The 21,452-nt window shown below is 49.1% G+C and carries 19 protein-coding genes and 1 other annotated feature; of the genes, 13 read left to right on the forward strand and 6 right to left on the reverse strand.

The window, feature by feature from the left end; genetic code table 11:
* Window positions 1-92 precede the first annotated feature (92 nt).
* Together JRJ22_RS10795 and JRJ22_RS10800 are read left to right on the forward strand one after the other, a co-directional pair.
* Window positions 93-626 carry a sigma-70 family RNA polymerase sigma factor gene (locus JRJ22_RS10795; RefSeq protein ID WP_206104450.1) on the forward strand — a complete coding sequence of 178 codons (534 nt, stop codon included), beginning with the start codon at window positions 93-95 and terminating at the stop codon, window positions 624-626.
* Window positions 616-2,043 (forward strand): hypothetical protein, encoded by a 1,428-nt coding sequence (locus JRJ22_RS10800; protein ID WP_206104451.1) that lies wholly within the window; start codon window positions 616-618, stop codon window positions 2,041-2,043. The genes JRJ22_RS10795 and JRJ22_RS10800 overlap by 11 nt, the downstream gene beginning before the upstream one ends.
* 89 nt (window positions 2,044-2,132) lie before the next feature.
* Here the strand turns inward: JRJ22_RS10800 and JRJ22_RS10805 are convergent, their stop codons facing one another.
* Entirely contained in the window at window positions 2,133-2,657 is a 525-nt protein-coding gene (locus JRJ22_RS10805; protein WP_206104452.1) for a type 1 glutamine amidotransferase domain-containing protein, read from the reverse strand.
* Window positions 2,658-2,866: 209 nt separating this feature from the next.
* Here JRJ22_RS10805 and JRJ22_RS10810 point away from each other — a divergent pair, with 209 nt between their 5' ends.
* From JRJ22_RS10810 to JRJ22_RS10820, 3 genes are all read left to right on the forward strand, one after another.
* Window positions 2,867-3,319 carry a hypothetical protein gene (locus tag JRJ22_RS10810; RefSeq protein ID WP_206104453.1) on the forward strand — a complete coding sequence of 151 codons (453 nt, stop codon included), beginning with the start codon at window positions 2,867-2,869 and terminating at the stop codon, window positions 3,317-3,319.
* 362 nt (window positions 3,320-3,681) lie between these two features.
* Window positions 3,682-4,692 (forward strand): catabolite control protein A, encoded by a 1,011-nt coding sequence (ccpA, locus tag JRJ22_RS10815; RefSeq protein ID WP_206104454.1) that lies wholly within the window; start codon window positions 3,682-3,684, stop codon window positions 4,690-4,692.
* Window positions 4,693-4,759: 67 nt separating this feature from the next.
* The gene (locus JRJ22_RS10820; RefSeq protein WP_206104455.1) at window positions 4,760-5,455 is read left to right on the forward strand and encodes a 5'-methylthioadenosine/adenosylhomocysteine nucleosidase; all 696 of its coding nucleotides are present in this window, start codon (window positions 4,760-4,762) and stop codon (window positions 5,453-5,455) included.
* A 19-nt stretch (window positions 5,456-5,474) separates the two neighbouring features.
* Here the strand turns inward: JRJ22_RS10820 and JRJ22_RS10825 are convergent, their stop codons facing one another.
* Window positions 5,475-6,107, reverse strand: coding sequence for a GNAT family N-acetyltransferase (locus JRJ22_RS10825; RefSeq protein WP_206104456.1), 633 nt, complete (start codon window positions 6,105-6,107; stop codon window positions 5,475-5,477).
* A gap of 160 nt (window positions 6,108-6,267) precedes the next feature.
* Between JRJ22_RS10825 and acsA the strand changes: the two genes are divergently transcribed.
* The gene (gene acsA / locus JRJ22_RS10830; RefSeq protein WP_206104457.1) at window positions 6,268-7,992 is read left to right on the forward strand and encodes an acetate--CoA ligase; all 1,725 of its coding nucleotides are present in this window, start codon (window positions 6,268-6,270) and stop codon (window positions 7,990-7,992) included.
* Between the two features lie 92 nt (window positions 7,993-8,084).
* Here the strand turns inward: acsA and JRJ22_RS10835 are convergent, their stop codons facing one another.
* On the reverse strand, window positions 8,085-11,093 hold the full coding sequence (locus JRJ22_RS10835; RefSeq protein WP_206104458.1) for a transglycosylase domain-containing protein: 3,009 nt from the start codon (window positions 11,091-11,093) through the stop codon (window positions 8,085-8,087).
* A 137-nt stretch (window positions 11,094-11,230) separates the two neighbouring features.
* Window positions 11,231-11,488: a binding site (T-box leader), on the forward strand.
* Between the two features lie 88 nt (window positions 11,489-11,576).
* Here JRJ22_RS10835 and tyrS point away from each other — a divergent pair.
* Window positions 11,577-12,830 (forward strand): tyrosine--tRNA ligase, encoded by a 1,254-nt coding sequence (tyrS, locus tag JRJ22_RS10840; protein ID WP_206104459.1) that lies wholly within the window; start codon window positions 11,577-11,579, stop codon window positions 12,828-12,830.
* On the opposite strand, the gene JRJ22_RS10845 is transcribed toward tyrS, so the two are convergent.
* Window positions 12,825-13,361, reverse strand: a complete 537-nt coding sequence (locus tag JRJ22_RS10845; protein WP_206104460.1) for a GNAT family N-acetyltransferase — start codon at window positions 13,359-13,361, stop codon at window positions 12,825-12,827. The genes tyrS and JRJ22_RS10845 overlap by 6 nt on opposite strands.
* 189 nt (window positions 13,362-13,550) lie before the next feature.
* Window positions 13,551-14,150, reverse strand: coding sequence for a 30S ribosomal protein S4 (rpsD, locus tag JRJ22_RS10850; protein WP_206104461.1), 600 nt, complete (start codon window positions 14,148-14,150; stop codon window positions 13,551-13,553).
* A 391-nt stretch (window positions 14,151-14,541) separates the two neighbouring features.
* Between rpsD and JRJ22_RS10855 the strand changes: the two genes are divergently transcribed.
* From JRJ22_RS10855 to JRJ22_RS10875, 5 genes are all read left to right on the forward strand, one after another.
* Window positions 14,542-16,539, forward strand: coding sequence for a sensor domain-containing diguanylate cyclase (locus JRJ22_RS10855; protein ID WP_206104462.1), 1,998 nt, complete (start codon window positions 14,542-14,544; stop codon window positions 16,537-16,539).
* A 203-nt stretch (window positions 16,540-16,742) separates the two neighbouring features.
* On the forward strand, window positions 16,743-17,561 hold the full coding sequence (locus JRJ22_RS10860; RefSeq protein WP_206104463.1) for a hypothetical protein: 819 nt from the start codon (window positions 16,743-16,745) through the stop codon (window positions 17,559-17,561).
* Between the two features lie 93 nt (window positions 17,562-17,654).
* Entirely contained in the window at window positions 17,655-18,770 is a 1,116-nt protein-coding gene (locus JRJ22_RS10865; RefSeq protein WP_206104464.1) for an aminopeptidase, read from the forward strand.
* Window positions 18,771-18,917: 147 nt separating this feature from the next.
* Entirely contained in the window at window positions 18,918-19,163 is a 246-nt protein-coding gene (locus JRJ22_RS10870; RefSeq protein ID WP_206104465.1) for an HPr family phosphocarrier protein, read from the forward strand.
* Between the two features lie 235 nt (window positions 19,164-19,398).
* Window positions 19,399-19,701 (forward strand): Fpa/YlaN family protein, encoded by a 303-nt coding sequence (locus tag JRJ22_RS10875; protein ID WP_206104466.1) that lies wholly within the window; start codon window positions 19,399-19,401, stop codon window positions 19,699-19,701.
* Window positions 19,702-19,799: 98 nt separating this feature from the next.
* Here JRJ22_RS10875 and cax read toward each other — a convergent pair whose 3' ends face one another.
* On the reverse strand, window positions 19,800-20,870 hold the full coding sequence (cax, locus tag JRJ22_RS10880; RefSeq protein ID WP_206104467.1) for a calcium/proton exchanger: 1,071 nt from the start codon (window positions 20,868-20,870) through the stop codon (window positions 19,800-19,802).
* A 154-nt stretch (window positions 20,871-21,024) separates the two neighbouring features.
* Here cax and JRJ22_RS10885 point away from each other — a divergent pair, with 154 nt between their 5' ends.
* Window positions 21,025-21,390 (forward strand): Asp23/Gls24 family envelope stress response protein, encoded by a 366-nt coding sequence (locus JRJ22_RS10885; RefSeq protein WP_019911482.1) that lies wholly within the window; start codon window positions 21,025-21,027, stop codon window positions 21,388-21,390.
* Window positions 21,391-21,452 lie beyond the last annotated feature (62 nt).

The following is a 21,452-nucleotide window of genomic DNA, read 5'->3' on the forward strand; positions in this document are numbered from 1 at the left end:
ACCGTTTTTACCCTAAGAGAGTCAGTATAGATAGAAGTACATAAATAGGCGCTTCTTAATGTTGTTGTAGAGGGAGGCAGAATGAATTAAGCATGGAAGACCTTATAGAAGGTGAACGGTTTAAGTATGGTGAAGAAAGCGGCCAGGCTTTTATCAGACTTGTCTCGGAGCAGAAAAGAATACTTTACGGAATCGCCTACAGCTACTTCCGGAGTGAAGCGGATGCACTCGAAATGCTGCAGGAGGCTACGTACCGGGCCTGGATGAATCGCAAAAGCCTTAAGGATCCTGACCGGTTTGCACCCTGGGTCACGCGAATTCTGATCAATTGCTGCAAAGATGAATTAAAGCGGAGAAGGCGGCTGGCTTCTGTAAAGGCCCCACATACCAGCAATGATGGAGTAATGGAAATGACCAGTGACCGCAAGCTGGACATGGAGCAGGCACTCGACAGCGTGAAATGGAAATACCGCCAGGTGCTTGTGCTGAAATATTACCGGGATATGACTCTGGCAGAGATTGCGGAAGTGCTCGGCAAGCCGGAAGGGACGGTAAAGACTTGGCTGAATAAGGGGTTAAAGCAGCTGCGTGACAAAATGAAAGGGGGGCCCTCAAATGGCCGGTAGTGAGGAAAAGCTGCTGAAGGATTATTTTGACGGATTATCCGGACAGGTGGAGGCAATGTCGGAGGTCAAATTGAATGCAGCAATACGCAGCGGGATGTCAGAACCTGTTCGTTCCCGTGTATCTGCAGTCAAAAACCGATTTGCAATAAGTATTACGGTAATCATGGCTGCTACCCTGCTCTTTACTTTCCCTTGGATCGGTCAGCAGGTGAGGCCTCACAGTGCCCAGACTCCGCCTCTGCCAGCAATGGTCCAGAGCAAGGGGGAGTTTGACGAATACCGTGTAGTGGCAGGCATTAATCCTGCTGGATACGATAACACTACCGTATTTTCGGCGATCGAAGCAGGTTTGATACAGCGCGTAAGCGGTGCTACAGCCCGGCAGAATGGATTTGTGCTGACGGTAGACGGAATTGCTGCAGACCGTATGGGGATTATTATCTTGTATTCCCTGCAGAATAATACAAAACAGAGAGCCCGCGTGAATTTTCTGCAGCTGACAGGAACAGGAGATAAGCCGGTGAACAATCTGCTTGGCTCGGCCTGGAATGCCAAGGATGTGCCGACCGGCACTACACGCGGATATGAAGTATTGCGGTGGGGTGGAGAATTCAGTTCGCTGCCGGATCAGATTACATTCGACGTAAAGCTTGGGGAGTATAAACTTGCGGATTCCGGAGATACGCTGGCGCAGCTATCTGTGCCAATCCTGCTGGATAAAGAGCAGATGGCCAAAACAGGAGAAGTCATGAATATAGGCCAAACTTTAACAATAGCGGGACAGGGTATTCAGATTGATGATGTTTACCTTTCAACAACAGGTGTTTATATGGATTATGCCTACAACACGGAGAACACCAAACAAATTTTTTCATTGCTCAATCCACAGCTTTTAATGGGCAGCAAGGGTGATTATACGAATCTGGCTTTGCTTCGTACACTGGTGGCGGAAGGGGAAAACCGCATGGTATTTGCGAACGATAACCGCTACAGTAAGCCGCTCAAGCTGCAGATCGGCGGAATTCTGGCGCTGGACAAGGATGCAACGGAGCTGATTATCGATACAGAGAAGCAGGAAATTATTAAAGCGCCCGACAATCATTTGAAGATGTCACTTTACAGCACTGAAAAGGGTTCTACAATGATTCTGGAATATCTCAGAGCGCCAGCAAAGCAAAGCTTCTACAATTCCCTGATGATAGACAGTGAGTTTACGGATGCAGCGGGTCAGGTACATTCAGCCAACCAGTTTGATATCAGCATTCCACAGCGGCAGGAGTCAGCGGAGAAAAAGTTAATCCCACTGCTGCATTATCTGGGTCTCGGCAGCAATAAATATCCCCAACCGCTGACGTTCACCATAACCGGCTATCCTAATCCAATACAGGAGACACTATCTCTCCCCATCCGCAAATAGCAGCCATAAAGCACAAACAAGCCCTGCACCCCGGTAAGCAGAAGGGGGAGGGCTTGTTTATCCTTGTGAAGACATTTAATTACGGCGGCCTATTCCCCGGCCAGCGCATCACAGAATGCCTTACCGTAAGGCGGAAGATCCGGCGGCCTACGGGCAGAAATAATATGTCCATCGGTCACCACAGGTTCATCCTTCCAGATGGCCCCGGCATTCTCCATGTCATCACGGATGCCAGGGGTAGATGTAACGGTAACACCTTTCAGAATCTTGGCCGAAATCAGTACCCATCCTGCGTGGCAGATTTGGCCAATCGGCTTTTTGGCTGTGTTAAAATCCTGCACAAGCTTCAGTACGGCGCTGTAACGGCGGATTTTATCCGGTGCCCAGCCACCCGGCACAAGAATGCCATCATAATCTTCCGCATTCAGCTCGTCCCAGGAATATTCGGCTGTAGCGGGTACGCCGTATTTACCTGTATAGGTTTTGCCTTTCTCAAGGCCTGCCAGATGAACCTCGGCGCCTTCTTCACTCACACGGTACACGGGATACCAGAGCTCCAAATCTTCAAATTCCTCATCGACAAGCGCGATAACCTTTTTACCGGTTAGTCTCATGATCTTTGTAGCCCCCTTCACGTCATCATATCCTGTTTATTCTATCAAATTTAAAATATGAAGTCATCTTGTAACATGTAAACCTTTGCTTTATTTCCAAATAAATCATTTTATGCAAATGGGAAGGGATTTGAGGCGGAGAAGGCGAATATAGCTATTGAAAAGGCGGACTCACGTGTTTTTTCAATATTGAGCCTGAGGTGTGGGAGATGTTAAAAGAGAATCTGGTTAAAAAGTCATGCGGCTGCGGCGGAATCATGACCCTACATATGCATACGCTGATTTACAGCGCAAAGATCAAAATCACTCATGTTCCGGTCTACACATGCGGCATCTGCGCCCGTTATGAACCCTTACCCTTCATTAAAAAGGAACTGGGCAAGCTGATTGGCGAATTAGGAGAGACTCCACCCAGACGCCATCTTTCCTTCGCAGACCGGAATGAATGGGCGAGTGTACTTAAGGATGCTTTTACTTCCGGCATATTTCCCGGTGGAATGACTGAGCTTGAAGAAACCATTTATAAGTCGATTCAAGGACGGATCGATGTCCTTTTGGACGTGTACCGGCTGTCAGTGGAGCTTGGTGACCATCACTGGATGGAAGAAACTGGTTCCAGACTGTCACAATTGACACTTCAATCGGCAGAAAGTGCGAAATGAAATGTTTTTTCTGCAAAATCAATGAAAATTTTTCACGAATGTTGGATTTTTCACGGACTTTTTGTTACGATAGAAGCAGGTTCAGATTATCGCTGATTTCGGCAGAACCCCTTGCTGATGTCTCCAGCATTTTTCGTTAAATTACAGCAAAGGGAATCAACGCCGCACCGATAGCCTACTGGGAATCAGTGGAGGACTTTATTGAGGAAATTGGAGATAGAACCGCGCCAGGATAAGCTTCTTGCTCCTTTGAAAGAATTTTGAAAGGAAAATGAAGCGTTATCATTGCACAATTGTACAAAGTGTCGTATCATAATTTTAATTAGTCGAACGATAAAATTTATCGCAATGGAGAGAGTAATTTGACGGTAACCATTTACGATGTAGCTCGCGAAGCAGGCGTATCTATGGCAACGGTATCACGGGTTGTGAATAATAACCCTAACGTGAAGCCGCAGACCCGGAAGAAAGTATTTGAAGCAATTGAACGTTTGGGCTATCGTCCAAATGCTGTGGCGAGAGGTCTCGCCAGCAAGAAAACGACAACCGTAGGGGTTGTCATTCCTGATATCTCCAACTCGATTTTTGCAGAAATTGCACGCGGGATTGAAGATATTGCCAATATGTATCATTACAATATTATTTTGTGTAATGCCGATAAACGCAAAGAGAAGGAAATCCGTGTAATTAACACACTTCTGGAGAAACAAGTGGACGGGCTGCTCTTCATGGGCGGAACGGTAACTGAAGAACATATCCAGGCTTTCCAGACCTCTGCAGTTCCGATCGTGCTTTGCGCAACGCGTGATGAGAAGGGGACTTACCCGTCGGTTGATATCGATCATGAGAATGCGGCCTTTGATGCTGTGAACACGCTAATCCGTCACGGACACCGTGAGATTGCTATGATCAGCGGAACGCTGCAGGATCCTGCCAACGGTTATGCCCGGTTCCAAGGCTACAAGAAAGCACTGGAAGCGGCAGGGATCGAGTATCAGGAAGACCTGGTGCGTATCGGTAACTATCGTTACGAATCCGGTGTCGAAGCAATGAAGTATTTCCTCGGTCTCAAGAAGAAACCGACAGCTGTATTCGCCGCAACGGATGAAATGGCTATTGGTGCAATCCACAGTATTCAGGATGAAGGTCTTAAAGTTCCGGATGATTTCTCGATCATCAGCGTAGACAACATCCGTATGGCTTCGATGGTTCGTCCGCTGTTGACTACTGTAGCACAACCTATGTACGACTTGGGTGCGGTAGCCATGCGGCTTTTGACGAAGCTGATGAAGAAAGAGACGGTTGAGAATCCGCGGGTTATTCTGCCGCATGAGACCATTCTCCGTTTGTCTGTCAATCATGTAAACAAATAAGATTATAGGTTCGTAGAAAGCTCCTTCGGGAGCTTTTTATGTTGAAGGAAATACGGAGGGATACATATTGAGTGAGTTAATCGGTTTAATTGGCGCAATGGATGAGGAGATTGAACTGCTGTTGAATAGTATGGAGAACAGGCAGACCACCGTTAAAGCCGGTATCAAATATTATTCGGGGGCCATCTTCGGCAAGCCTGCTGTTCTCTGCAAGTCGGGAGTAGGCAAAGTGAATGCAGCGGTGACTACGCAAATTCTGCTCGATACCTTTGGTGTATCCAAAGTGTTGTTTACCGGTGTGGCGGGCGCGGTTCATCCTGGCCTTAATATTGGAGATATCGTAATCTCATCCCATTGTATCCAGCATGATATGGATGTAACGGCCCTAGGTTATCCCAAAGGGGTAATCCCGTATCAGGAGGTATCAACCTTCACTGCAGATGAGGCTTTAGTAAAATTGGCTGAGCAGGCCTGCGCTGAGCTGAAACAGCATGCCATCACAGGAATTGTGCTGTCCGGCGATCAATTTATTGCCAGCAGTTCAGTGGTTGCTAATCTGCGAGAACAGCTGAATGGCGCTTGTGCCGAGATGGAAGGAGCGGCTGTTGCACAGGTCTGCACCATGAACGCTGCACCGTTTGTTATTATCCGCTCCATGTCAGATAAGGCTGACGGCTCGGCTCATGTGAATTACCAGGAGTTCACTGTATTAGCCTCCCGGCGTTCCCATGCCATTCTAGAATATATGCTAAGAGCATTATAACGGGGTACTCACCCGCTATTTAATACATAAAACGCTGCCTGAAGCGTACTCTGTCAAAGGTCTCTTGAGAAGACATCGGCACTTCTCTTCCAATCCGGACCATCAGGCAGTTGGCCGGATGCGAGCAGATTTCCGGATCATCGGTGGCATACCAAACCATATCAACAGTTTTCATCAGGTTTTCCATCATTTTACGGTATGCCCATACATCCAGCCCGCTGCCCTTCAGGTCCCAATGCCAATAGTATTCTGTAGTGAAAACAATACAATTCTCCAGCTGCTCCCGCTCAAACGCTGTGGCAATCAGAAGTTTGCCAAGCCCGCCTCCCCTATAAGCGTCTGCTACTTCTATAGCTCCTAATTCAATCAAGTCAGACATTCCCCCCTGTGACCATAGCTCCAGTTCATCCGGATAATGAAAGGTTACATAGCCTATCAGTATGTTATCTGTAACTGCGGTAATAACACGGCCCTCGGGTAATCCCGATATTTCAATGAGTGCATCCAGCTGTTCACGCGGCTTGCGGAAGGCATCCAGATCGCGGTGGATGTCCAGGCTTTGCAGTACTGCAGGGGACATTGGGCCGCTAATTATAATTTCTTTGTTGTGATATACGTATACATGTGAGACGGGTATTTTGCGGTGCTCCATGAATGGGCTCCTCTCGAACAACTAATTTATGGAATGTAACCGTTTCCTATGTTATACTGATTCCGACATAAATATTTCACAATTAATACATTGACAGTTTTCATGAACTAAGAATCTCGCCCTTAAAGCTTAATTCAATCTAGTAGGGGAGGCAAGAGTAATGGGGCAAGTCCATAGTGAAATTTTACCGGGCCGTGTACAAAATGCGAACATGACAGATTATTCCCGGGCAGTCAGCGAATTTCGGTGGGAGGATGTAGAGAAGGAATTCTCCTGGTTTCACACGGGCAAAGTGAATATGGCCCATGAAGCCATAGACCGCCATGTAGCAGAAGGGCGTGGTGCGGCAACAGCGCTAATCTACAGCGACTCTGCGAGAGAGGAAAGGTACACTTTCGCTGATCTGCAGGAACGCTCCAGCCGCTTTGGGAATGTTCTGCGTAAATACGGCATAGGCAAAGGCGACCGGGTATTTATCTTTATGCCGCGGAGCCCGGAGCTGTACTTTAGTCTCCTTGGCGTCCTGAAGGTTGGTGCGGTGGTCGGACCGCTGTTTGAAGCTTTTATGGAAACAGCCGTGAAGGACCGGCTGGAGGACAGTGGAGCGGTGGCACTGGTTACTACACCTGAGCTGCTAAAGCGGGTCAGGCATGAGGAGCTTCCTGAACTGCGGCACATTATTGTTGTCGGTGCGAAGGCAGATCCAGAACATGGTATTCTGAGCTACGAAGAGGAGACAGCCGCTGCTGCGGCCGAACTGGAACCGGAATGGCTAACCTTGGAAGATGGCCTTATTATGCACTATACCTCGGGCTCAACCGGGAAACCTAAAGGGGTCTACCATGTGCAGAGGGCAATGATTCAGCATTATTATACAGGCAAGATCGTACTCGATTTACGCCCGGATGATGTGTATTGGTGCACAGCAGACCCGGGGTGGGTTACAGGAACCTCTTATGGGATTTTTGCACCTTGGCTGAATGGGGTTGCCAACGTAGTCCGGGGCGGGCGCTTCAGCCCTCAGGACTGGTATAAGACGATAGAACGTTTCGCTGTTACGGTATGGTACAGTGCGCCTACAGCATTCCGGATGCTGATGGGGGCAGGCCTTAGCAGCCTGCAGGGGATTGATCTAAGCAGTCTGCGTCATGTGCTGTCTGTCGGGGAGCCGCTTAATCCAGAGGTTGTCCGCTGGGGGGATAAGATTTATAACCAGCGCATTCATGATACATGGTGGATGACTGAAACTGGCGCACAGCTGATCTGCAATTACCCGGGAATGGACATTAAGCCAGGCTCCATGGGACGTCCGCTGCCAGGTATTGAAGCGGCGATTCTGGATGACCGGGGCAACGAGCTGCCCCCCTATTCGATGGGGAACTTGGCGATACGGACCCCTTGGCCTTCTATGATGGGAACAATCTGGAATAACAAAGCTAAATACGATGAATATTTCCGCATTCCGGGCTGGTACATCTCCGGTGACTCGGCTTATATGGACGATGAGGGATATTTCTGGTTTCAGGGGCGGATCGATGATGTTATCAATTCATCTGGTGAACGGATTGGCCCCTTCGAGGTGGAGAGCAAGCTGATAGAGCATCCGGCAGTGGCGGAGGCGGGAGTTATCGGCAAGCCGGATGTGCTGAGGGGAGAGATCATCAAAGCATTCATCTCTCTGCGGGAAGGCTACCTGCCCTCAATGGAGCTTAAGGATGAGATCGCTGCCTTTGTCAAAGCAGGGTTATCCGCACATGCGGCCCCCCGGGAGATTGAATTCAAGGATAAGCTGCCGAAAACCCGCTCGGGCAAAATCATGCGCCGGGTGTTAAAGGCCTGGGAGCTTCATCTCCCGGCTGGAGACCTGTCGACAATCGAAGATTAGGCGTACTTAAGCAGCGCATACCAAAAACACCGATTCCCGCACTTTCGTTAGGAATCGGTGTTTTTGCGTTCTGAACGGCCGGGCTGGAGCGGTTACTTTGTTTTCCCGGCACCTTTACCACCGGCAGCAGCATTATTGCCTCCGCCAGCAGCATCGTTTTGTCCACCGGCAGCGTTATTACCTCCACCGGCAGCGTCGTTCCCCCCGCCGGCTGCGTTGCTGCTGCCGCCAGCGGCGTTATTACCACTGCCAGTTGGTACATCCGAGCTGCCTGGATCCACAATAATCATCCCGGGGTCTTCGGTTCCTTCGGGTACCGTGCCTCCGTCAGGAGTCGGATCAGTTCCCGGCAGCGCTTCTGGTGTCGGCGTTACCTCCGGTGTCGGAGTCGCCCCGCCGGTTACGCTGCCTGAAGCTGTCTCATGGCCGGCTACATCTACAGCTGTGACGTAGAAGGTAGCATTTACGGTCTCTGGCGTTCCGGGTGAGAAGACGGTGTTTTCACCAGCGGAAATGACCGCCTGCTTCTTGAATGTACCTCCGTTTAACGAGCGGTACAACCGATAGCCTACAACGTCTGATGAGCTGCTTGGTGTAAAGGTTATAACGGCTTTACCAGAGCTGTAGGAGACATTAACTCCACCTGGAGCCGCGGGTGCGTTTCCGTCATCAACACGCGGATCTACTTCGGTTGGGAAGTCGGTCTTGGCATCCTCCGGCAAATAGTATTCCAGCGGTTCATGCTCTTTCATAGCCGGGAAAGCAGCTAGCAGTTCTTTGACCAGATCCTGAATCGGCTTCTCGCGTTTGACGACGATTTTCTCCTTCAGGAAATCATCCGGTGTGCCTTCCAATGGCAGATAGTTCACACCGCCATACGTAATATATTTGGCTTTGGATATGCCGTCATCGCTATCTTTAGGGACATATTTGGCATTGAACAGATCTGTTGTGAACTTGTCGGTCAGATCCGTGGGCAGCTTGCCGCTGTATGCAGAGACTGTCTTTTTGACAATACCCTCAGGCTTAGTGAACGCTTTGGTTACGAACAAATCAGGCTGTTTCTCGATCACCTTGTTCATTACCTTAGTCCAGAGTGTCTGTGCCTGCCGTTTTTGGGCATCACCCTGGAGGGTGTTGATCTGCTCTTTATAGCCTACCCACATCCCCAGTGTAACATCTGGTGTGTAGCCCATAAACCACACATCTCCATAGTTCTGTGTAGATCCGGTTTTTCCGACAATCGGCACTTCTTTGAAATGCTTATAATTGCTTCTTACCGTACTTGCTGTACCCTCGGTAATAACCGTACGCAGCATGTCGGTCATAAGATAAGCCGTCTGTTCGGAGAATACCTGCTCCGGATTCACTTTATGCTGATACACGATTTTACCTTGCGAATCTACGATCTTCTCGATCATATAGGCGTCGTTAAAAGCGCCTTTGTTGCCGATGGAAGAGTAGGCATTCGTTAATTCTTCTACGGACACCCCGTAACGCAGCCCCCCGATAACCCCGGTTTGTGCATTATAGTCGTCCTCCTGAATGGTGGTAATGCCCAGTTTTTTAGCAAAAGCCCATGAGGCTTCGATTCCTACCTTGTCGTTAAACAGTTTAAGAGCAGGCAGGTTCAATGATTTGTTGAGCGCATAACGTGCTGTAACGAGCCCCTGATAACGGTTATTGGCATTCTTTGGAATATGGAATCCCTTGGTGCCGTCCTTCAAAATAATCGGAGCATCGTCCAGGATACTGGCAGGCTGAATCAATCCGGCGTCAAGCGCAGGCAGGTATGCGGCAATCGGCTTCATGGTGGAACCCGGTTGACGAATCATCTGCGTGGCGTAGTTCATCTGCTCGATATTAAAGTCACGGCCTTCGATCATCCCGAGAATCGCTCCGGTTTTGTTATCGATCATCATGCCCGCAGTCTGTTCCTTGCCTCTTGATTTACTGTCCTTCGTAAAGTTGTCACTGTCTTCTGAAATGCTGTGCATCGCACTGTACACTTTTTTGTCAATCGTGGTGTATACGCGGTAACCGCCGGTCATAAGCTGCTGGCGTGCTTCCTCGAGAAGTACGGTATCATCATTAGAAGCGGCGGGATCTGCTGCATCGGTCTTGTTTTCATTCAACGACAGCAGGATCTCGGCAGCTTTGCGCTCCGTTTCAAGCATCAGATAAGGATATGTAGCGTACGCTTTCTTCGTGTGCGGGGCTAAAGAAGATTTGATGTCGAACAGCAACGCTTCATCATATTGCGAGGTGGTGATTTTGTTCTCTTCGAGCATCCGGCGCAGTACCAGCTTCTGGCGTTCCATGGCACGGCCAAAGGCAGTCTCGTTGAATTCGCCCACTCCGTTAAAAGCAGAGTACTTGGAGGGAAGCTGCGGGAGCCCCGCTAAGTATGCGGCTTGAGCGATATTCAGCTTGTCGAGATCATCGAGCCCGAAAATCCCTTTGGCTGCAGCTTTAATGCCGTATACATTGTATCCGTTAGATCCGTTACCGAAAGGAACCTTATTAAGATAGGCCGTAATGATTTCCTGTTTGGACAAAAAACGCTCCAGCCGCAAAGACAGCAGGATTTCTTTTACTTTGCGGTCCTCTGTGCGGTCCAGGTTCAAAAATACACGTCTAGCCAGCTGCTGGGTGAGTGTACTGCCTCCGGTCTGAACGGATTCATTAAGCAGCTTCTGTTTGACGGCACGCAGGGTACCGCTGAAATCGACTCCTTTATGGTTATAGAAATTATTGTCCTCTATAGCGAGGACGGCATCGATCACTAGCTGCGGGATATCATTAAATTCAATAAGCCTGCGGTCTTCTTCAGTGCGAAGCTGACCAATAGGCTGGCCGTCACGGAAATAAGCAAAGCCGGTGATGGCGTTCTGGCTGACTTGCTGCTGAATCAATTCTTCGGAGCGCACAGGGTCATCTTTCACTATGGAAGTGACATAGCCTGCCACGGCACCGCCTGCAAACAGCATGCCCAGGATGCCGAGTATAAACATCCACTTTACGACTGAACCGAACCTGCGGAGCCAGGATCTTCGCGCGGGACGCTGTTTTGCGGTCTTCTTCTTGTTCTCCTCAACCATCGACGATAATCCTCCTTTTAACGGAACTATTATAGCACAAATTGCCGGTTTTGAATGCGCTTCTGCCCGGAAACCGGTTATCGGAGCTGTTGACTTATTAAACGCAGATGTGGTATTAATTTACTCAATTGGATATCATAAAAGCATTGAAGGACATCAGTAGAAGGGATGCCAAGTGTTTCAGAGAGCCGGTGGGTGGTGCGAACCGGCAGCAAGCCCCTTTGAATTACAGTCTGGAGCTGTCCGGAGGAACATCAGGCGCTAACGTGCTTGCCTAGTAGTCCGGAACCGGGGCGTACCCCGTTATCGCAATGAAGTGAAGGATTACGGCTGCGTCCGGACGCGGCTGGATCTTTAATTAGGGTGGTACCGCGAGTCTTTTGCTCGTCCCTTTGTGGGATGAGTGAGAGGCTCTTTTTGTGTTGCTGAACTGAAACGATGAATTTTCACGTTGCACGGACAGATTCTTAAGGAGGAGTATTTATGAATTGGAAAGACTTAACACCCCCGCAGCAGCTTGAAGTCGAGCGGCAGCTGGAAGCGGTCTCACGTGGTGCAATGGAAATTGTACCGCAGGAGGAATTGCGAGGCAAGCTGATAAAGTCTGTGGTGACCGGGGTTCCGCTGAATATAAAGCTGGGGCTTGATCCCTCGGCGCCTGATATTCATATCGGGCATACGGTCGTACTTCATAAGCTGCGCCAATTTCAGGAATTTGGACATGTCATCCAGCTGATCATCGGAGATTTCACCGGACGGATCGGGGACCCTACAGGTAAATCTGAGACGCGGAAACAGCTAAGTGAAGAAGATGTATCGCGTAATGCCATGACTTACAAGCAGCAGGTGTACAAGATCCTTGATCCAGAAAAGACACAGATCCTATGCAATTCGGATTGGCTGAGTCCGATGACTTTTGCAGAGGTAGTGAACTTATCGGCAAAAGTAACCGTGGCGCGGATGATGGAGCGGGACGACTTCACCAAACGTTTCCAGGGAGGCCAGGCCATCAGCATTCACGAATTTTTCTACCCGCTGATGCAGGGGATGGATTCGGTTGTGAACAGGACGGATATCGAGATCGGCGGTACGGATCAGAAATTCAATATTTTGATGGGACGCACCTTGCAGAAGGAATTCGGGGCGGAACCGCAGGTTGTCATGCTGATGCCGCTGCTCGAAGGGCTGGACGGAGTGAAGAAAATGAGCAAGAGCCTCGGTAATTACATTGGTATCGATGAAGAACCAAATGAAATGTACGGGAAGGCGATGTCTATTCCGGATGAGCTGATGACCAGATACTATGAAATGGTTACGGACCTTAGCAATGAGGAGCTGGATACGCTTAAGGAAGCTCTATCTTCCGGGAAGGCACATCCAAGGGATGTCAAAATGCAGCTGGCCCGTACCTTTGTACGCATGTTCCATGGTCAAGCAGCAGCGGAGGCCGCGCAGGAGCATTTCATCACCGTCTTTCAGCAGCGCGGGCTGCCGGAGGATATTGAAACTCACACTATTTCGGCTGATGTACTGGAGAATGGCACGCTCACGCTGGTCAAGCTGCTGATCCTCCTCGGTTTTGCAAGCTCTAACAGTGAAGCAAGACGGAGTATCCAGCAGGGATCAGTGAAGCTGAATGGGGTGAAACTAGAGGACCCAAACGGGGAATTCAAGCTGCAAGACGAGGATATCATTCAGGTAGGCAAGCGGAAGTTTGCTAAATTGAGCTTGTCATAATGGGATCGGCGGATGCTCTAAATAATCTTCATTGGTTAATTCATAATCAATAAAGGATTGCAGCTCACCAAGTTGGTTGCGCCTGGTATCATAATGAACAGCACATTCCCGGAAGCCGATCTTCTTATATACATGCTGCGCTCTGTAGTTCTTGAGGTTCGTATCCAGCTGGATTGTGTGGATCCCCTGCTCCTTGAATAAGTAGCGGATTAACATCTTCAGAAAGGCAGTCCCGTATCCCTGGTTCTGCTGGTGCAGCAGACAGATTTTGATGCCTATCTCTACAGTGTGGGGAGCAGTCTGCCTGCAGCTCATCTCTCCTGCAGGGATGCCGGCAATATCGAGTATATAACGGCGGTGATGTTCTTGTCCGGAGCTGAGATTATCTACTACTTCATCGACAGTAATGCCAAGGCCGTTCGGGAAGCCTGCGTGAGCCATGACGAGACCGTCGTTCCACCAGTTACACAGAATTTGGGCGTCGTCCGCAACTGCCTGGCGGATTATTAAAGTACCGTTTCTTAAGAGCATTCTAGTTCCTCCAATTCATCCATTTTACCTAAATGTACCATGAGCCGATTTTTTGGAGGAATGGAAAGAATGAGTTAAACTGAAATTGAACGTTCTTGGCCCGCAGCCCGATATAAGTATTTAAAGAAGAGCACAAAAAAAGCCTCCGGATAACCGGAGGCTTTGCTTGATTCGCGTAAACGCGAAATCTTAACGGTTGTAGAATTCGACGATTTGCTTTTCATCGATATCTTGGGACAGCTCGGCACGTTCTGGCAAACGGATGTATTTGCCTTCGAAAGAGCCGTCAGCATATTCCAGATAGCCTGGAAGGTGGGAACGGTTATCCAAAGCTTCTTTGATCGAAGTCATGGAGCGGCTTCTTTCGCGAAGTCCGATAACGTCGCCTACACTTACACGGTAAGAAGCGATGTCGACTTTTTTGCCGTTAACAGTTACGTGGCCGTGGGATACCAGCTGACGTGCGCCTGCACGGGAGTTAGCAAAACCAAGACGGTAAACCAGGTTGTCCAAACGGCTTTCGAGCAGGAACATGAAGTTTTCGCCCGCGATACCTTGGAGCTTTTGTGCTTTGGTGAAGAGAGTTTTAAACTGTTTTTCACCCAAGCCGTACATGTGGCGCAGTTTTTGTTTTTCCAAAAGCTGCATTCCGTAGTTACTTACTTTTCTGCGTTGGTTAGCGCCGTGCTGTCCTGGTGGGAAAGGGCGTTTCAGGTCTTTGCCTGTACCGCTAAGGGAAATGCCCAGACGGCGGCTGAGTTTGAATTTAGGTCCGGTGTAACGTGCCATGATATAGTAGACTCCTTTATAATTGAAATTTCATGTTAGGGCCTATTTGTGCCGCAAATCGTATCCGTGAAAGCGTGTAATTGGTTTCACTCTGCCGGGGAAGTTCAGCCGCTGCCCTGGCAGTAACGAGATGCGTGAGGGTGACACAACGTTACGCCCAGTAAGACTTGTTACAGTCTTGTTCAACAATAAATATTATATGAAAACAATATATAATGTCAAGCGCATCTTTAAAGAGATTTTGTCTATCTTTGTCGTTAGTTCTTTGGTCCTAAAAAAAATCCCGGTATTCAGGAAAATATAATGCATTGCAGGAAAAAAGAGAGTAAAATATAGCTAATTAGATGTTATCGGAAAGAAATTCATTTGAGATGCAAAGGGGATCCTTTTTATGTCGGAACAGGAAGCATATGGTCGTAAAGACAATCGTATGCTGTTGCAGGACACGATGCAATCAAGCGGAGAGTTCAATGATCCCGCCGCATGGCTCAAGGCAACGGATATTGTATCTTATGATTTCCCGTATGCAGCCGAATTGATTGCAGAGAGCTTCAGAGAATGGTGGGGCCAGGCTGTCCCCCAATTCGCAAAGCTGTGGGAATGGTGCGTGCTGAGTTTCGAAGGGAAGTGGCTTGAGGCCATTGACGGGTCCGGAGCACGGAGTGAACGCTGGAAAGCGCAGTGGGAAGCTGAGGCGGCATATTCTATTCGCTCCAGAAAGCTTTATTCGGCAGAAGAACGGACATCTGAACCAGCGATGGTGCTGCTGACGATTCCCGTATTTACCAGAGGTCTCGGAGAAATATTTGCCCTGCTCGGCTGCGCAATGACGGCAGAGCAATATGAACAGGGGGGAGTGCATACGGCTGAAGCGATGGCTATGCATTTCCAGACCTGCTTTTACCACAGATTCGAACATGTTTTTGTGTCTGATCTGGCAGGTGTGCATCAGCAAGCGGAACGGGAAAGCAGCCGCCGGTCATTGCTGTTTCAGATTGTTCAGCGGATGCATGACAATATAGATGTCAATGCTGTGCTGACTGAAGTTATCGACAGCATCTCGGCGATGTATCCGGGAGCCCGGCTGGATCTTTTCATGTCACAGGATCACCGCAGTACTCATCCACAAGTCAAGCCGCTTCCGTTCCGTTGGGGGGAGGAGGACGTCTGCGCCAAGGCCTTCAAGGACGGGCGTGTGACCCTTCACGCTGGACCTGATAAGAGGTCTGTGGAAATCGGGCTGCCGCTTGGAGGTAAGCAGGGAGTATACGGTGTATTTCATATGGTGCTGGACAGGCCGGCATTTCCCGATGTAGATCTCCGTTTTCTTTCTATGGTAGCAGATACTGCGGGGACTGCTTTTGAGAACGCCAAGCTGTATGAGCGCTCTAATCAGCTGATCCGTGAGCTGCGGATGAGTAATGAGCTGACCCAGCGCCTGAACCAGAGCTTGCGTCTCGGAGATATTTTTCAATATGCGTTTGAAGAGCTGCTGGAGATGTTCGATGCGGATTACTGCTGTATCCTGCATCTTAATGAAGAAAAGGGCGGCCTCGAAGCGATTGCCTGCAATTACCTGCCGCTTCGCGGTGAGATTATTGATGCGGGCAATGGACTCGGGGGGAAGGTTTATACCACGGGTGAGCCAATTATAGTGTCTAACTATAGTAATACCGATGAGACCTCATCCAAGCTTATGCAGGCAACACACTCACAGTCACTGATTGCTACTCCGCTGAGTGTCGGGGGGGAAGTGCGTGGAGCGATCATGCTGGCCCACCGTGAACCGCAGTTCTTCTCCTATGACAGCTTCAGGCTGCTGCAGGCGATGGCCGGTCATATCGGACTTGCCGTAGGCAACGCGCGTCTGCATGCAGAGGTTCGTTACCTGGCGAACCGGGACAGCCTTACAGGGCTGTATGCACGCCATTATCTGGACGAGGAGATCAAGGAAAGACAGTCCAAGGACTTCTGCGGATCCTTGATTGTCGTCGATATCGATCAATTCAAAATGGTCAACGACACCTACGGGCATCAGAAAGGTGATAAGATTCTGAAGCAGGTTAGTGAAATTGTGAAGTCCTCGATCCGCCAGGGTGATATCGCTGCAAGATGGGGCGGAGAGGAACTGGCGGTCTATCTGCCGCAGCTGGGAGTTCAGCAGGCTGTGTTTGTGGCTGAGCGTATCCGCAAACGGGTGATGGGTGAAACGGAGCCCCGTGTTACCGTATCCTGCGGAATAGCGGAATGGAGCTGGACTGATGATAGAGTAAGTGTAGAATCCCTGTTCTACCGGGCCGATATGGCACTATATGATGCTAAGAACAACGGACGTAATCAGGTAGTGATCGACTGTAAAGAAGCAGATCTCAATGTGAAGAATCCTTAGGCTTAAGCCGCAAGGGTTCTTTTTTTTGCCCGGGGAAGAATGTAAGTATAAGCAAAATGTGAAAGGAGAACCTATAAAAGATCGTTCAGGCGAGAAGTGCAGTCTCATCCGCTGAACCTTCCACAATAAATCACTCGACCGGGAAAGGCTTGAATGCCATGAACATACCTAACTATCGGTGTAAGAGAAAGGTTTCATTCATAATGATATTGCTGCTTCTCAGCGGCTGCGGGGCCTTAAACGGCAAACCGGCTGGGGAAGAGCTGAACCTGGTTCTCGCCGGCATGGATGGCAGCGACGCGGTATCTTTTGAGGGAGCGGCGGCGCTGCTGATCGGCGGACAGCCCGTTTCCGAATCGGCGCTTTATTATGGAGGCAAGATTGAGGACCATAACAAGGTTAGTCTGTATTCACTGCTGCCTGATAAGCCGGGAATGACGAAGGCGGCAGCACAAGAAGGCCTGAATAAGCTTGAGAAGAGCCGTTCGGCAACTCCTGCATACTACACTCGGCTTGAGAAGAAAGACGGGGAGTGGCAAATACAGTCTGCTGCATCCCCGGAATCCGGTGCAGGTAATCCGCTCGCTGCACTGAACCCTCTCCGGCAGCTGGAAGAGCTGGAACATTTGGAGAAGCAGGTGACAGAGGAAACAGGCTCGGGCAGAGGGAGCAAGGTACTGCGGATTCAGCTGAGTCCCGGAGAAGCAAGACGGCAGCTTAAGGCAGAGCTTGAGCAGGAGATGCAGGCTATCCGTCCGGAGGCAGGCAAGGCCCAGGATACCGCTGGGCGTAGGACTGAGGTTGCTGCAGCTATGAATACCCTTTGGGTGCAAAAGGAGAATGAGCTGCAGCAGAAGCTGGCTGAAGCGGAGATCACGTCTGTGTATTTCTTGAAGGTGGACAATAAGCGCAATCTGCCCAAGCGGTTAACCTGGACCCGTACAGTCAGTTATCCTGCTTCAGCGGACCCTGCGGAGGTCGAAACCTATGTGACCAAGGTGGATTTCTACGGGTATCACTGAGGGGCTTCTGAAAGGGAAACCTTGCGCTAAGTAGCGGGCGTGCTACAATAGAACAGTATGTTTATTTTCTGCAGGAGGAAGGAAGAGAGAAAGATGAAGGATCCAAGAATTCAAAAGCTTGCGGCAAACCTAGTAGGTTATTCCGTAAACGTGCAGCCCGGTGAGAACGTGCTCGTCGAAATGATTGGCAGTGAAAGAGATTTGATAAAAGCGGTGGTGGAGGAAGTCGGCAAAGCCGGAGGTCATCCCTTTGTGCAGCTGACAGACCGTACAGTCCTGCGCAGCATGCTTCAATATGCTACCCCTGAAGGCCTCAAAGCCTGGGCGGACATTGATCTGAACCGGATGAAGCAGATGGATTGCTATATCGGAATCCGTGCAGGTGAGAATGTTAACGATCTGGCAGACGTGCCGGAAGAAAACATGAAGCTGTACAACGCTCTTTATTCGCATCCGGTACATAGTGAGCAACGCGTTAAGCATACTAAGTGGGTTGTACTGCGTTACCCGAATGCAAGTATGGCTCAACTGGCCAATACCACTACAGAAGCTTTTGAGGACTTTTATTTCGAGGTGTGCAACCTGGATTACGCCAAAATGGATAAAGCACAGGACGCACTGGCTGATCTTATGCGTAAGACGGATAAGGTACGTATCGCAGGACCTGGTACAGAGCTTACCTTCTCCATCAAAGGGATTGGCGCAGAGAAATGTTCCGGCCAGAAAAATATTCCTGACGGCGAAGTGTACAGCGCCCCTGTCCGCGATTCCGTAAACGGTACAATCAGCTATAATGCTGCGACCCTATATAACGGAATAACGTTTGAGAATGTGAAATTCAGATTCGAGAACGGTAAAATTGTTGAAGCGACCAGCAATGATACTGTACGCCTCAACGAAATTCTTGATTCCGATGAGGGTGCGCGCCATATCGGTGAATTTGCCATTGGCTTTAACCCTTACATCCTGCATCCGATGAAGGATATTTTGTTCGATGAGAAAATCGCCGGAAGTCTGCACTTTACACCGGGCCAGGCTTATGATGTAACGGATAACGGCAACCGTTCTTCCATCCATTGGGATCTTGTGCTGATTCAGCGTCCGGAATACGGCGGGGGCGAGATCTATTTTGATGATGTGCTGATTCGCAAGGACGGCATTTTTGTCATTCCTGAACTTACAGGTCTGAACCCTGAAAACCTGAAATAAAATGTAATAACAAGCAGAGTGTTCTTATGTTCTTAGTGTATTTACAGAAAACACCTTGCGCGAGTAAGCGGATTCAATGTATCATGGAATTGGTTACAAATGAACAAGCGTACTAAGTTTTTCTAATCAAGTTGCGGAGGGATTCCTATGTCCAGTAACAATGCGGCAATCGTGGATATTGCCCAAACGGCAAGCCAGTTCAACTCATCTATCGTTCTTCAGGCGGACAACAAGTACATTGACGTTAAGAGTATCCTTGGATTATTTACTACTCTGGTTTCCAGTCAAAGTTACGAACTTCATGTTCATGGTACTGATGCCGAAGAGGCTAAGAAGGCAATGAGCGAAGTTTTTGCCAAACATGGTCTGAAATTTACAGTAGTTGCAGAGTAATCTATTCAAATCTGAGACGTCCTGCCCTAAACGGCAGGGCGTTTTTAGTACATATCAGAAACTATAGATTCAGAGTTCCCTCAAAGGTTCTGAATAAGCTTCAATGGAAAGGCCCTGCTTTGTGGGGTTATTTTGTATACTTGAAACTGAATTCTTGTATTGGGTCCGAATTTCGACTAATATTAAACTAAATAGCAGTAGCAGCTGTAACTTTTGGACATGGGGGGGAAAATGCATGACTTCATCGGATTTGCAGGAACAGCTTAACCTTAAAGCCATCACTCTTCTACAAGAAGATGCCGATAAAATTCAGAAGCTCATCGAAGTGCAGATGGAGAATCTGGCAACTCGTTACTGCCCTCTCTATGAGGAAGTGCTGGATACCCAGATGTACGGCTTTTCAAGAGAGGTTGATTTTGCGGTCAGAGCGGGTCTGGTGCCTGAATTTACCGGCAAACAGGTATTGAGTGAACTGGAACGCAACTTGGCTGTGCTGTATGAGGCTCTGAACCAAAAAGCGAAAGAGCGCGAGAATTAGGCTGAGCTTCCGGGCTGATCATAAAAACGCACATGAGGGCCTGCCGGCCGCTCATGTGCGTTTTTTGTTATGCTGCTTAAGATGTAAGGAGCCCGCGCTTAAACCAGATAAAAGGAAACGCCGAGGATCAGGTACACTGCCAGCAGGAGCAGTCCTTCATACCAGTTGGTCGCACCGTCCTGAATGATTGATTTAGCAATAAACACAGATACGGCGATGGCCACAATTTCAATGGTGGTAAAGACGATATCCATCGTATTCCCCATAAAGTAGCTGGCGAAGATGAGCACAGGGGCTACGAATAAGGCGATCTGCAGGCTGCTGCCGACAGCGATTTCCACTGCTGCACCGATCTTGTTCTTCATCGCCAGCATGATTGCAGCGCTATGTTCAGCCGCATTACCGATAATGGCTACGAGGAAGGCACCGACGAACAGTTCGCTGAAGCCAAAGCGTTCAGTTAACGTCTCCAGCGTACCGACCAGCCATTCACTGACAAAAGCGACCATTACAGTTGCTAATACCAGATAGATGATCGACTGTCTCATGGACCAGGCCGGCTTGTGCTCATTAGGCAATTCTTCCTCAGAGTCCACAGTGACATCAGCCAGGTATTTCTTGTGTGTGATCATTGAGAAGATCAGCCAGGCCATATAAGCTGCAATGAGCAGACCTGCGACGACAAGACTGAGCACATCGGTGTCTCTCTCTGTGATCGAGTGGGTGTTGAAGAACATAGCAGGAACAAACAGGGCAATGACTGCCACGATCATCAGCGAGCCGTTCAAGCCGGCCAGGGTAACATTAAAATTCTGAACCTTAAACTTCATCCCGCCGGCAAAAATGCTGAGACCAAGCACTAGCAGCAGGTTGCCGATGATAGAACCGGTAAGACTGGCCTTTACCATGTCAAAGAGTCCTTCCTTGACCAAGAAGAAGGCGATGATCAATTCGGCAGCATTACCGAAGGTGGCATTAAGAAAGCCGCCCAGCCGCTGGCCTGCATAGTGGGCTACACTTTCTGTGGCTCTGCCGAGAAAGCCAGCCACAAATACGACTGCAATCGCGGATAATACGAACTGCAGAGTGTGGTCCCAGTCTGCATAGTGTCCGATGGCGCTTAAGATAAAAGTGATTATCAACAGCGCTGGAGAAATCCATTTTTTCAAGTAAGACACACCCCAGTTTCTATATGTAGGTTGAATTCATAATTCAATATACCCAAATTGATCCACTGTGTAAACGGGTGTGATAGAAAGTCATTTGCTTTTTAGCCTGTTTTCGAATTACAATAATTGATAATGAGTGTAGGGGGGATATGGCATGGCGGAACAACTTCAACTTGAAATGGGAAATATACGGATATCCAATGACGTCGTCTCGAAGATTGCCGGATTGGCTGCGCTGGAGACTCCGGGAATTGCAGCCATGTCAGGCGGATTGTCCGAGGGATGGGCGAAACGCCTCAGCGGTAAAAACGTGCAAAAGGGCGTTACTGTTGAAGTAGGACAGCTTGAAGCCGCAGTGGATTTACGCATTATCGTGCTCTATGAAACTCCGATCCATGAAGTCTGCCGGATGCTTCAGCAGAACGTCCGCGAGGCTGTGGAGAGCATGACCGGACTTCATATTGTTGAAGTCAACGTTAAGGTGGAAGGCGTAGCTTTTAAGAATGATGAGATTTCGTAAGACAGCATACAAAAAGGCAGTCCGGAGGTTATCCGGACTGCCTTTTTGTATGCCTTGGCTAA

It is taken from the genome of Paenibacillus tianjinensis (genome assembly GCF_017086365.1).
Classification (GTDB): domain Bacteria; phylum Bacillota; class Bacilli; order Paenibacillales; family Paenibacillaceae; genus Paenibacillus_AQ; species Paenibacillus_AQ tianjinensis.

Coding starts and splice junctions, on each gene's coding strand:
- JRJ22_RS10795 (WP_206104450.1), top strand. CDS start 93: ATGGAAGACCTTATAGAAGGTGAACGGTTTAAGTATGGTGAAGAAAGC.
- JRJ22_RS10800 (WP_206104451.1), top strand. CDS start 616: ATGGCCGGTAGTGAGGAAAAGCTGCTGAAGGATTATTTTGACGGATTA.
- JRJ22_RS10805 (WP_206104452.1), bottom strand. CDS start 2,657: ATGAGACTAACCGGTAAAAAGGTTATCGCGCTTGTCGATGAGGAATTT.
- JRJ22_RS10810 (WP_206104453.1), top strand. CDS start 2,867: ATGTTAAAAGAGAATCTGGTTAAAAAGTCATGCGGCTGCGGCGGAATC.
- JRJ22_RS10825 (WP_206104456.1), bottom strand. CDS start 6,107: ATGGAGCACCGCAAAATACCCGTCTCACATGTATACGTATATCACAAC.
- acsA (WP_206104457.1), top strand. CDS start 6,268: ATGGGGCAAGTCCATAGTGAAATTTTACCGGGCCGTGTACAAAATGCG.
- JRJ22_RS10835 (WP_206104458.1), bottom strand. CDS start 11,093: ATGGTTGAGGAGAACAAGAAGAAGACCGCAAAACAGCGTCCCGCGCGA.
- tyrS (WP_206104459.1), top strand. CDS start 11,577: ATGAATTGGAAAGACTTAACACCCCCGCAGCAGCTTGAAGTCGAGCGG.
- JRJ22_RS10845 (WP_206104460.1), bottom strand. CDS start 13,361: ATGCTCTTAAGAAACGGTACTTTAATAATCCGCCAGGCAGTTGCGGAC.
- rpsD (WP_206104461.1), bottom strand. CDS start 14,150: ATGGCACGTTACACCGGACCTAAATTCAAACTCAGCCGCCGTCTGGGC.
- JRJ22_RS10855 (WP_206104462.1), top strand. CDS start 14,542: ATGTCGGAACAGGAAGCATATGGTCGTAAAGACAATCGTATGCTGTTG.
- JRJ22_RS10860 (WP_206104463.1), top strand. CDS start 16,743: ATGATATTGCTGCTTCTCAGCGGCTGCGGGGCCTTAAACGGCAAACCG.
- JRJ22_RS10865 (WP_206104464.1), top strand. CDS start 17,655: ATGAAGGATCCAAGAATTCAAAAGCTTGCGGCAAACCTAGTAGGTTAT.
- JRJ22_RS10870 (WP_206104465.1), top strand. CDS start 18,918: ATGTCCAGTAACAATGCGGCAATCGTGGATATTGCCCAAACGGCAAGC.
- JRJ22_RS10875 (WP_206104466.1), top strand. CDS start 19,399: ATGACTTCATCGGATTTGCAGGAACAGCTTAACCTTAAAGCCATCACT.
- JRJ22_RS10885 (WP_019911482.1), top strand. CDS start 21,025: ATGGCGGAACAACTTCAACTTGAAATGGGAAATATACGGATATCCAAT.